A 10,897-nucleotide genomic window follows, 5' to 3' on the forward strand; every position below is an offset into this window, starting at 1 on the left:
ATGACGATCCAAAGCCGCCGCTTGCAACATCAAAAACAAGCAGCATAATCAATCACGCAACCGAACCAGAGCCTCCAATGTTCAAGCCGCTCTGATGTCCCATTTTATATGACGACGGACATACGCGAGGTTAACATACAATTTACGCGTGTAAAGATGCTCATTGGAGTAGAGCTGCAAGGAAAGGCCCTGGCCCAATTCTGCGCCCTCTCTGTCGTTGTGGCGCAGGTGCAGCGAACGGCGGGAACGGCGGGCCGCGCCGCAGCATATAATCTCAGCTGGTTGGGTCAAACGGCCGAGTTTGCAAAGGGCGCTTCCTGCGCTTCGGGAGACGCCTCGCTTCGTCAAGTTTCTGCGACAGAGCGGAGACACCTGAAAGGTTCAGAATCACGATTGCTTTCAGTATCGTTGCTCTCAACATAGACATTGCCTCTTGCTCAACTTGCCGACATAGAAGGCTCTAACTTAACAGAAAGACTGTTGACCGACCATGGATTGGGCTGCGCTTGCCAAGGAATTGATCACACTGATCGTCGTCATCGACCCGATTGGGTCCATCCCGGTATTTCTGTTTGCCGTTCAGGGCGTGCCTCGAACGCTGCACCGACGCTTTGCCATGCGCGCTGTCCTTATAGCGGCGTTTGTTCTTCTCGCGTTCCTTGTTGGCGGTCAGTTTCTTCTTGAGGCACTTGGACTTCGCTTCGGCTCGTTTCAGATCGCTGGCGGGGTAATTCTGTTCCTGTTCGCAATGACGATGGTTTTTGGCGAATCCAAACCCGCACGCGAGATCGAGGAGGCCGAGCGCGATCACCTCGCCGGGGCAGTTTTCCCGCTTGCTATGCCATCCATCGCCTCACCCGGTGCGATGCTGGCCATCGTGATCCTGACGGACAACCACACGGAGTCTATTGCAGATCAGGCTATCACAGCAGGCCTTCTATTGATCGTTTTGCTACTAACTCTGCTCCTTTTGCTTGTTGCCAGCGCCGTCCACAAAGTGATCGGAAACACCGGTGCAAGCGTCATCAGCCGGGTCATGGGAATTGTTCTCGCAACAATCGCTGTGGATTCAATTCTGGGCGGTTTGGACGCACTCGGTGTATTGGATGTCGCTCCGCCGCCGGTCGAAAGCCCGCTGACGCACGTAGAAACCGAATGAAAGCGGTCTCTCGAAACAGTCACGCCAGCGGCAACTTTGTCCGCATCCCTTCCGTTCGAGGATGTTTGTCGGCTGCACCTGCGGTGAAGGTCTGCTCCTTCCATTGCTCCTGCAGCGTGGGACCGCCGCCAGGATCGCAGGTTCCGCGACCTTGCAAATGTCGCTAACGTGCGCTTCTCGGACCTCCAGTTTCGATGCAATTCTGATAAGGCACGCCACTGGGGTGGCCGGGCTCACCAGTTTCGCAAGAGAACACTATGTCGCCGTGATGCTGTCGTCACGGCGAACACCTCGACCCATTGCGGCCATCCGGAAAATATCATGGTCTCGACCACTTTGGTCCGCTTCGTATCGACGACGTTGTGTTCGCAATGGATCAAGTTAGCTCCCACCAGCCAGTGCCAGTACCGCCCTCCAGCCCCGGCAGACATCGTCCTGATGGCCCCGAGGCCAGTCATGCACTAACAATCAAACTTGAACACACAAGTGGGGCTGATCAGCAGGTTTCCTGGGGCGTCTCTGCTGGCTTCTGTCTGTGTCATCAAAGGCTTCGCGCGAAGAATGCCGTTACCTCATCAAGGATCAAATCATGCATGCCCCCCCGGTGAGAACCGCCATCTTCGCAAACGACTTCGTCTCCCGGCAGTTCCTTGGCCAGAATCTCGTAGCCTGCCGGTTTGCACAGGTTGAAGAAATCGAAATGGCTCAATGTGGCTGGCTCAATGTATCGGAAGGTCCCTGAGGGCAACGCCATGACAAGCGCGCGAGACTCGATATCGAGCGTCAAGCCAGAATTCATGATCGGGGCTCCGAAAACAATCAGCGGCCTGTCAATCTTGTTCAGGCTTTCGTCTGAAAAGCTTTGGGTTCCGCCCAGATCGAAGACTGCGAATGCGCGAATTCTTTCATCCGCCAAATCGCCCTGCATCTGTTCCCTGTCTTCAGGTGTTTGTGCGATTTGCCAATCCGCAAAGATCCCGCAGGCCAACTCGCCTGGCATTGTATCGCAGAACCGCTCAAGACGTTGCGCGTCATATCGGGCACCGGCCAGCGCCAGCGCTGTGAAACCGCCAAGAGAGTGGCCTGCCATGAAGATCTGATCGGGATCGACCTGCACCGGCAATGCGCCTGGCGAAACCGCGAAATCAATCACCCGAGTGATATCGCCCGGGCGTTCCCAGAGCGCACGTCGCTGGTCCGGATCGCGCAACCAGGTCGATGTTCCCGGATGATCGACTGCGGCCACAACGAATCCTCTTCGGGCCATCTCGGCTGCGAACCACGCCTGGTTTCGGGAGTTTCCGAACATGCCATGGGACAGAACAACTAACGGGAAGGACCCTGGTGCCGCGTCTGCATCCCGGATGACCTCTGAGCCGACCCAAACCGCGCTCTCGAAGTCCAGGCTCGTCGCTTCGGCGGCGTTGGCCGGATACCAGATCAGCCCTTCGAGGCCCCGGTCGTGTCGGTCGTCAAGAACAGTAAGCGTGCTCAATCCGGCTTCATACTTCTGGGTTGCGACTGGAATATGCTCTTGTGCCTGAACGCCACCAGACGTCAGGCCGAGGATCAAAATGGCAAGTGAATAGAGAGGTTTCATGGTTGGTGCCCTTTTTTTTGAAACACAAGTGGCCTATCAGGGACACCGATCACCCGGCGTCCTGAAACGCGATCAAGGACGGCTCTTCGTGGTTCTGTGTTGCGATCCAGAACGCAGCCGGACTGGGCTGGACAAAAGGAGGCCTCCGGTGCTGCACATCGCAATTCTTGCGGCGACAATGTCTCTAAGTGCCGTGATGACCCTTTTCATGGCCCGTATCGCTGTGGCCGGGCGCTATGGCGCCTCCTCGGCAGCTCTCGGCGCCTTTTTCGGGCTCACAACCGTCTCTGCAGGCCTCCTCCTCGCCACGCTGCTTTGGCCGGACACCTCTCTGCGACAATGGCGTGCTGTATTAGGCGCGGCGGCGCTCCCCGCGCTCTACCTGCATTTCGCCTTCGGGTCAGCCCCCGGGCGTCGCCCGGGCTCTGCAGAATTGTTTCACATAGTTCCGATGGTGGCTGTCGCAACATCCCTTCTAGTCAACGCATTCTGGGCAATCGACCCGATCTTGCTCGTGACCTATGGCGGATATCTTTGGGCGCTGTTGCGCCTGCATGGTCGCGGGGCGCAGCACTTCCGCTGTCTCGGCCCTGACGTGGCAACGACGCTCATCTGGTTGCGCATTGTCATCGCAGTGCTCTGCGCCAGCCTGGCGCTTGAGGTGGCGATCTTTACCGAACTGGTTCGGGGCGGCGCAATCGAGACGTCGCGGCCTCTCCTGCTCTCTACTGCGCTCTTCTTTGGCCTCGTGTCTTATGCGCTGCTTGGGGCGATGGGACGTCCTTCTCTTTTTGAGCATGTGTATGACATGGTCGTTGACCGGGCGTCCCTGCCGGACGTCAAAGACGCAAGGCCGGAACCCGGCCCCGCCGATCATGCGCTCGTTCAGCGCCTCGACACATTTCTTGCGAACCCGGATGTTCTCGCAGATGATGCCTTGACCCTTCGCCGCGTGAGTAAACGCCTGGGCGTCCCGGCGCGCGCGGTCAGTGTCGCCGTGAACAGGGTGACCGGGCAGAGCTTTTCTGATTTGCTCAATGACAGAAGGATCATTCTGGCCACACGCCTCATGGGCGAAGATCCGGACCGCTCGCTGTTGGATATCATGTACGCCGCAGGCTTTGGCTCGAAGTCCAACTTCTACACGCAGTTCAAGCGGCGCAAAGGGATGACGCCCGCAGCATTTCGGGCCCGACACATTTCTGGTCATGGTACACGAAATCAAAGGGTCTGACGCGCATAATTTCTAAAAGGTTCAACGAAAGCTCGGGTGGACTGATGAGACCGGATGGGGCTGCGGGAGCCTGCGATGACCTTAGGAACTGTCCCTAAACAGGACTGGCCAGAAACCCCAGAAACGAAGGTCCGCTTTCGAGGCTTATACCTATGCCGAACGCGCCGATATCAATGTCGACAACCTCGTTGAAGTCGATTTCCTGCAGCGCCGGGGTTTTGCCTGCGCATCACGCTGGGGCCTCGTCATCGAGCCGCTGATCCGCGCCTTCGGCTTGTGCATGCTTATGTGTCGCCTGTGCATGCTTATGCCTTGCGGCATCAAAGACCACCTCACAATGCGCTGAAATATATAGTATATTTCACAAACGCACCGATCCCGAATTATCTATTTTTGCAAACTTATGGTGTATTGGCAGGAATCTGTTTTTCATTATTTTTACTGATGGCTTGCTGGGCCGCGCTGGTGGTGCCCATTCGTTCTTGGCTGTGGCAGGGCGTTTACTAAGACGCGGGCGAAGATCAGCGCATTGGGGCGTCAGCACTCGTCCGCTGAACTATTCGCAAAACGTCCTGTTTGCAGGCACCCACCCCACAAACTGACGCATTTTTGTGCAGCGCCTACGGTTTCGCGGCCAAATACCGGCAACGGGCCCCGGCGGCTCGCTTTTGCGCCCTCCTTGCGGCTACCCAGTCCGGGTGCACAAGGATTTGAACATACTCGTGGTGGAAGCCGACCACGCCAAGGCGCAAGAGATCCTGGAGGCGCTGAAGGAAGGCGGCTGGACCACAGCGACTGTCATTGCCACGACTGCGGCGCTGGAACGTACCCTCACACAACAGGACCCCGACATCATCCTGATTGATCTGGCCAACCCTGATCGCGACACGCTGGAACATCTGTGCTTTGTCTCCAACGCGCGCAACCGGCCTGTTGCCATGTTTGTCGACCAGACGGACAATGCCATGACCCAGGCTGCCATTTCCGCCGGACTCAGCGCCTATGTGGTGAACGGCTTGCAAAAGGATCGCATCAAACCCGTGCTGGAAACCGCAATTGCCCGGTTTTCCATGATCGCCAAAATGCAATCAGAGCTGGAGGCCGCCAAGCAGGCGCTGTCTGACCGCAAGACCATTGACCGGGCCAAGGGCCTGTTAATCAGCGCCCGCAACATATCCGAAGACGAGGCCTATAGCCTGCTGCGCAAGACGGCGATGGATCAGGGGCGCAAGGTGATCGATGTGGCAACCGCCCTGGTCACCGCCGCAGATCTGCTGCAATGAAGAGTTCCCGAATACACTGCGGCTACCTGCCTCTGGTCGATTGCGCCCCCTTGATCATCGCAAAGGAATTGACCTTTGCCGCCGAAGAAGGCCTGGACCTGCAGCTGATGAAGCAGCCCTCATGGTCGGCCCTGCGCGATCGGCTTGCCTTTGGGCAGATCGACTTTGCCCATATGCTGTCACCGATGCCGATTGCGATGTCGCTGGGCCTTGGCGGCGTGACGACACAGGTTGATGCGCTGATGGTGCTTTCGGTGAATGGCACGGTTATTGGCGTCTCTGCCGATCTGGAGCGCCGGATGCAGGCCACCGGCTGGCAAAATAATTTCAGCAGCCCAGAGGCCACATCCGAGGCGCTGTTCAGCGCCACGACCCAGCCGCTGCGCATTGGCGTGCCCTTTCCCTTTTCCATGCACCGGATGCTGCTAGAGACCTGGCTGTCACAGGCCCCCCGCTACAGCGCAGAGCAGATCCAAATCGTAACCGTGCCACCGCCGAAAATGGCCGATGCGGTGTGCCGTGGCGCGCTGGACATGTTCTGCGTGGGCGAACCCTGGGGCACCGTTGCCGTCCAGCAAAGCGGTGCGGCAATGATCCTGCCAGGATCACGCATATGGGAATTTGCGCCAGAAAAGGTTCTTGGCGTGCGCCACCAGTGGGCGACAGAGAACAGCGCCACCTGCGCGGCGATGATCCGCGCGATGTCAAAGGCCGCCCAGTGGCTGGATCAGCCAGAAAACACGCCGCTGGCGGTCAGCATCCTGGCGCGCAGCCAGCATCTGGACCTGCCCGAACATGCCATCGACCCGGCCCTGACGCAGCGGTTGACCACCCGGCTGGGGCAATCCCCCCGGCAGACCGACCGATTTTTGCGATTCTATCAGGGCGCGGCCAATTTCCCCTGGCTGAGCCAGGCCAGCTGGATTGCCGCGTTTCTATCCAGATGGCATGGGCTTGACCACGCCGAGGCCGAGGCCACTGCGCGTGCCTGTTTCCGCACCGATCTGTACCGCGATGCCCTGACACCGCTGGGGGTCAATCTGCCGCTGGCCTCGCAAAAACCCGAGGGCGCGCAGTACCAGCCCAGTGCCATTCCATCCACCATGGGGGAAATGATTCTCGGGCCGGATGGTTTTTTTAACGGCGCGGTATTCGACTTTCCGGCGCAAAATCCGCTCAAAAACTAGGCATATGCTGCATCGCAGAAAAACCCCAGCAACGCAGCGTAGGTTTTGCTAGATTCGCGCTCCTCTGGCTAGCACAATCAAATCAAGGCAACGATGCCCCATCAGGTTGACGACGCTGTCGACCACGAAATTCAAGAGCAAAGCCGCTCGATTGTGCACGCCCCTCCTCCCGCGTGCAGCAATCGAGCGGTTTTTCTGTTTCAGAGGGACCAATGCAATGAAAACTCTTACATGGCTTATTGCCTCCACCGCGTTCTGCGCCAGCCCCGCCCTGGCCGATATGCTGGACCTGGAAAAAGACGAGCTCACCCTTGGGTTCATCAAGCTCACCGATATGGCGCCGCTGGCTGTGGCCTATGAAAACGGCTATTTTGAAGACGAAGGCCTGTTTGTCACGCTTGAGGCGCAGGCAAACTGGAAGGTGCTGCTGGATGGGGTGATCGACGGCCAGCTGGACGGTGCCCATATGCTGGCGGGTCAACCGCTGGCGGCGACCATCGGCTATGGCACCGAGGCCCATATCGTCACACCTTTTTCAATGGATCTGAACGGCAATGGCATCACCGTGTCCAATGGCGTCTGGGAACAGATGAAACCCCATATTCCCCTGATGGAGGATGGCCGCCCGCAGCACCCGATCAGTGCCAGCGCGCTGGCACCGGTGGTGGCAGATTACAAGGATCAGGGCATTCCCTTCAAAATGGGCATGGTCTTCCCGGTTTCGACCCACAACTATGAACTGCGGTACTGGCTTGCTGCGGGTGGCTTGCAGCCCGGCTATTACTCTCCCGAAGATGTCAGCGGCCAGATCGGTGCCGATGTCTTTCTCAGCGTGACACCACCGCCGCAGATGCCCTCGACCATGGAAGCGGGCACCATCTTTGGCTACTGCGTTGGTGAACCCTGGAATCAGCAAGCGGTGTTCAAAGGCATCGGGGTTCCGGTGATCACCGATTATGAGCTGTGGAAAAACAACCCGGAAAAGGTCTTTGGGCTTTCGGCTGAATTTGTTGAAGAAAACCCCAATACCACCCTGGCGCTGACCAAGGCGCTGATCCGGGCGGCGATCTGGCTGGACGCAGACAATAACGCCAACCGCGCCGAAGCGGTCGAGATCCTGTCACGGTCCGAATATGTGGGTGCAGATGAGGCGGTGATCGCCAATTCGATGACGGGCACCTTTGAATATGAAGAAGGCGACATCCGCGAGGTCCCCGACTTCAACGTCTTCTTCCGCCACAACGCGACCTACCCCTATTATTCCGATGCCATCTGGTACCTGACACAGATGCGCCGCTGGGGTCAGATCGCCACTGCGCAGACAGATGCCTGGTTCCACGACACTGCCAAATCGGTCTACCGCCCCGATATCTACCTACAGGCCGCCCGCATGCTGGTGGATGACGATCAGGCAAATGAGGCCGATTTCCCCTGGGACAGCGATGGCTACAAGGCACCAACACCGGCGGCAGATATCATCGATGGGATTGCCTACGACGGGCGTAGCCCGAACGCCTATCTCGACAGCCTGCCGATTGGCCTCAAAGGTGATCAGACGCTCTCGGGCTCTGACATCGTGAACTAATTCCCCCTCTGTTCCCGCTCCGCCGCCGGGCGCTTCAGTCGCGGCGGCGGGTACTCGCTTTGCATATTTCTCCAGATCATAGGCCCCCTGTCATGACCGCCATTGACCCAGATACCCTGAACGCCGAAGCCCGCCGAGCCCGTCTTTTCACCCGCATAAACAAGGCAGACACCTGGTTCAAAGTGCTTGGCCTGGCCTGGATCACGCCGATGCTAAAGGCGGCTGCGGGGGATAATCCGCGCGCGCAGGTTGGGGAAATCTGGCGCCTACTGGGGGTGCCGCTGCTGGCCATTGTGATCTTCCTCGCCGGCTGGGCCGCCCTGGCCCCCAAGGTGCAAACCTCGCTTGGTGCCATTCCCGGTCCGGCCCAGGTCTGGGACCAGGCCCGCAATCTGAACGCCGATGCCCAGCGCGCCCGCGCCAAGGCCGATGCCTTTTATGAACGTCAGGATATCCGCAACGCCAAGCTGATCGCCGAGGGCAAGCCCGACAAGGTGCGCCAGCGCAGCTATACCGGCAAACCCACCTATTACCAGCAAATCTGGACCTCGATCAAAACCGTGTTCTTTGGCTTTCTGATTGGGTCTGCCATTGCCATTCCGCTGGGGATCATGGCCGGGCTGTCGCCCACTGCCAATGCCGCCATCAACCCGATCATCCAGATTTTCAAACCGGTCAGCCCGCTGGCCTGGCTACCGATTGTGACCATGGTTGTCTCGGCGGTTTACGCCACCAATGACGGTATGTTCTCAAAATCCTTCCTTGTCTCGGCAATCACCGTCACGCTCTGTTCGCTCTGGCCCACCCTGATCAATACAGCGCTTGGGGTGGCCTCCATCGACAAGGATCTGATCAGCGTCTCCAAAGTGCTGAAGATGAGCACCTATTCCAAGATCACCAAGCTGGTGCTGCCCTCGGCGCTACCGCTGATCTTCACCGGGCTGCGCTTGTCGCTGGGGGTTGGCTGGATGGTGCTGATCGCCGCCGAAATGCTGGCGCAGAACCCTGGCCTTGGCAAATTTGTCTGGGATGAATTCCAGAACGGCTCGTCGCAGTCGCTGGCCAAGATCATGGTCGCCGTCTTTACCATCGGCATCATCGGCTTCCTGCTGGATCGGGTGATGTATGCCCTGCAGTCCATGTTCACCTTCACAGAAAACCGGTGAGTCCAATGAGTATCCTCAAGTTCGAGAACGTCTCCAAGAGCTTTGGTCAGGGCACCAACCGGGTGGATGTGCTGAAAGACATCAACCTCGAGGTCAACGAGGGCGAGTTTGTCGCCATCCTCGGATTTTCCGGCACCGGGAAATCCACCCTGATGAACCTGGTTGCCGGGTTGGAAATGCCTGACACCGGCAGCGTCACCTTCAAGGGCGCGCCCATCACCGCCCCCGGCCCCGAACGCGGGCTGGTGTTCCAAAGTTACTCGCTGATGCCCTGGCTTACCGTGGGCGGCAATATCGGCCTGGCGGTGGATGCGGTCTTTCCAAAACTGTCGGCTTCTGAACGCCAGGCCAAGATTGACCACTACGTCGGCATGGTTGGCCTCTCCCATGCCACCGCCCGTCGCCCCGCCGAGCTGTCCGGCGGTATGCGGCAGCGGGTTTCCGTGGCCCGCGCCCTGGCGATGAACCCGGAAATGCTGCTGCTGGATGAGCCGTTAAGTGCGCTGGATGCGCTGACGCGGGCTAATCTGGCGGATGAGATCCTGGAGATCTGGGAGCAAGAGAAAAAGACCTGCATCCTGATCACCAATGACGTGGACGAGGCGATTTTGCTGGCCGACCGCATCATCCCGTTGAACCCGGATGGCACCCTGGCTGATCCGGTCACCGTCAACATCCCGCGCCCGCGGGATCGCGGCGCCATGAATGACGATGCAACCTTCAAGGCGCTGCGGGCCAAGATCACCAAATATCTGATGGATGTGGGCATCGCCTCCAAGATCGAGGAAACCCGCCTGTTGCCCGATGCCACCCCCATCCATGGTGTTCCTGCCGCCCTGTCCAAAGCGCAACAAACCATGCTGGAAGAGCGCTATCTGGTGTTTTCACAGCTGCACAAGGTCTACCCAACCCCCAAGGGTCCGCTGACCGTGGTGGAAGATTTTGACCTGAAGGTAAAGAAGGGTGAATTCATCAGCCTGATCGGCCATTCCGGCTGCGGTAAATCCACGGTTTTGACCATGGCTGCTGGCCTGAACGAAATTTCCAAAGGCGGTATCCGGCTGGATGGAAAACACATTGAAGGCGCAAATCCCGAACGCGCTGTGGTGTTTCAGTCGCCGAACCTGTTTCCTTGGTTATCTGCCAAGGAAAACGTCTCTATTGGGGTAGATAGGGTCTATCCAAGTGCCAGCCAGGCGGAGCGCCAGGATGTGGTGGAATACTATCTCGAACGGGTTGGCCTGGCCGACAGCATGGATAAACAGGCCTCGGGTCTGTCCAACGGCATGCGCCAGCGCGTCGGCATTGCACGGGCCTTTGCCCTGTCCCCCAAATTGCTGCTGCTGGATGAACCCTTTGGCATGCTCGACAGCCTGACCCGCTGGGAATTGCAAGAGGTGCTGATGGAGGTCTGGTCGCGCACCAAAGTAACCGCGATCTGCGTCACCCATGATGTGGACGAGGCAATCCTGCTGGCCGAGCGGGTGGTGATGATGACCAATGGCCCACAGGCCACAATTGGTAAAATCACCGAGGTCAAACTGCCCCGCCCGCGCACCCGCAAGGCGCTGCTGGAGCACCCCGATTATTATAACTACCGCGCCGAGGTTCTCGACTTTCTGGAAGAATACGAGCACGGCGCCAAACCCAAATCAAAACCCACAAACATCGCGGCGGAGTAAG

At 58.4% G+C, this 10,897-nt stretch carries 8 protein-coding genes; 7 read left to right on the forward strand and 1 reads right to left on the reverse strand.

What is annotated here, in order from left to right:
• Positions 1-490 precede the first annotated feature (490 nt).
• Positions 491-1,159 carry a MarC family protein gene (locus tag P2081_RS05960; RefSeq protein ID WP_278921963.1) on the forward strand — a complete coding sequence of 223 codons (669 nt, stop codon included), beginning with the start codon at positions 491-493 and terminating at the stop codon, positions 1,157-1,159.
• 541 nt (positions 1,160-1,700) lie between these two features.
• Here P2081_RS05960 and P2081_RS05965 read toward each other — a convergent pair.
• A complete protein-coding gene (locus P2081_RS05965; protein WP_278921964.1) occupies positions 1,701-2,759 on the reverse strand; it encodes an alpha/beta hydrolase family protein in 1,059 nt (352 codons plus the stop codon).
• Between P2081_RS05965 and P2081_RS05970 the strand changes: the two genes are divergently transcribed.
• The 6 genes from P2081_RS05970 to P2081_RS05995 all read left to right on the forward strand — a co-directional run bounded on the left by P2081_RS05970 (position 2,758) and on the right by P2081_RS05995 (position 10,896).
• Positions 2,758-3,993 carry an AraC family transcriptional regulator gene (locus P2081_RS05970; protein WP_278921965.1) on the forward strand — a complete coding sequence of 412 codons (1,236 nt, stop codon included), beginning with the start codon at positions 2,758-2,760 and terminating at the stop codon, positions 3,991-3,993. The genes P2081_RS05965 and P2081_RS05970 overlap by 2 nt on opposite strands.
• Positions 3,994-4,691: 698 nt before the next feature.
• Positions 4,692-5,276 carry an ANTAR domain-containing response regulator gene (locus P2081_RS05975; protein WP_278921966.1) on the forward strand — a complete coding sequence of 195 codons (585 nt, stop codon included), beginning with the start codon at positions 4,692-4,694 and terminating at the stop codon, positions 5,274-5,276.
• Positions 5,273-6,463, forward strand: coding sequence for a CmpA/NrtA family ABC transporter substrate-binding protein (locus tag P2081_RS05980; RefSeq protein ID WP_278921967.1), 1,191 nt, complete (start codon positions 5,273-5,275; stop codon positions 6,461-6,463). The genes P2081_RS05975 and P2081_RS05980 overlap by 4 nt, the downstream gene beginning before the upstream one ends.
• 217 nt (positions 6,464-6,680) lie before the next feature.
• Positions 6,681-8,048 (forward strand): CmpA/NrtA family ABC transporter substrate-binding protein, encoded by a 1,368-nt coding sequence (locus tag P2081_RS05985; protein WP_278921968.1) that lies wholly within the window; start codon positions 6,681-6,683, stop codon positions 8,046-8,048.
• Between the two features lie 92 nt (positions 8,049-8,140).
• Positions 8,141-9,214, forward strand: a complete 1,074-nt coding sequence (locus P2081_RS05990; protein WP_278921969.1) for an ABC transporter permease — start codon at positions 8,141-8,143, stop codon at positions 9,212-9,214.
• Between the two features lie 5 nt (positions 9,215-9,219).
• Complete coding sequence (locus P2081_RS05995) at positions 9,220-10,896, forward strand: ABC transporter ATP-binding protein (protein ID WP_278921970.1); 1,677 nt, start codon at positions 9,220-9,222, stop codon at positions 10,894-10,896.
• Position 10,897: the final 1 nt, after the last annotated feature.

The organism is Pseudophaeobacter profundi (genome assembly GCF_029697505.1).
Classification (GTDB): domain Bacteria; phylum Pseudomonadota; class Alphaproteobacteria; order Rhodobacterales; family Rhodobacteraceae; genus Pseudophaeobacter; species Pseudophaeobacter profundi.

Coding starts and splice junctions, on each gene's coding strand:
- P2081_RS05960 (WP_278921963.1), top strand. CDS start 491: ATGGATTGGGCTGCGCTTGCCAAGGAATTGATCACACTGATCGTCGTC.
- P2081_RS05970 (WP_278921965.1), top strand. CDS start 2,758: ATGGTTGGTGCCCTTTTTTTTGAAACACAAGTGGCCTATCAGGGACAC.
- P2081_RS05965 (WP_278921964.1), bottom strand. CDS start 2,759: ATGAAACCTCTCTATTCACTTGCCATTTTGATCCTCGGCCTGACGTCT.
- P2081_RS05980 (WP_278921967.1), top strand. CDS start 5,273: ATGAAGAGTTCCCGAATACACTGCGGCTACCTGCCTCTGGTCGATTGC.
- P2081_RS05985 (WP_278921968.1), top strand. CDS start 6,681: ATGAAAACTCTTACATGGCTTATTGCCTCCACCGCGTTCTGCGCCAGC.
- P2081_RS05990 (WP_278921969.1), top strand. CDS start 8,141: ATGACCGCCATTGACCCAGATACCCTGAACGCCGAAGCCCGCCGAGCC.
- P2081_RS05995 (WP_278921970.1), top strand. CDS start 9,220: ATGAGTATCCTCAAGTTCGAGAACGTCTCCAAGAGCTTTGGTCAGGGC.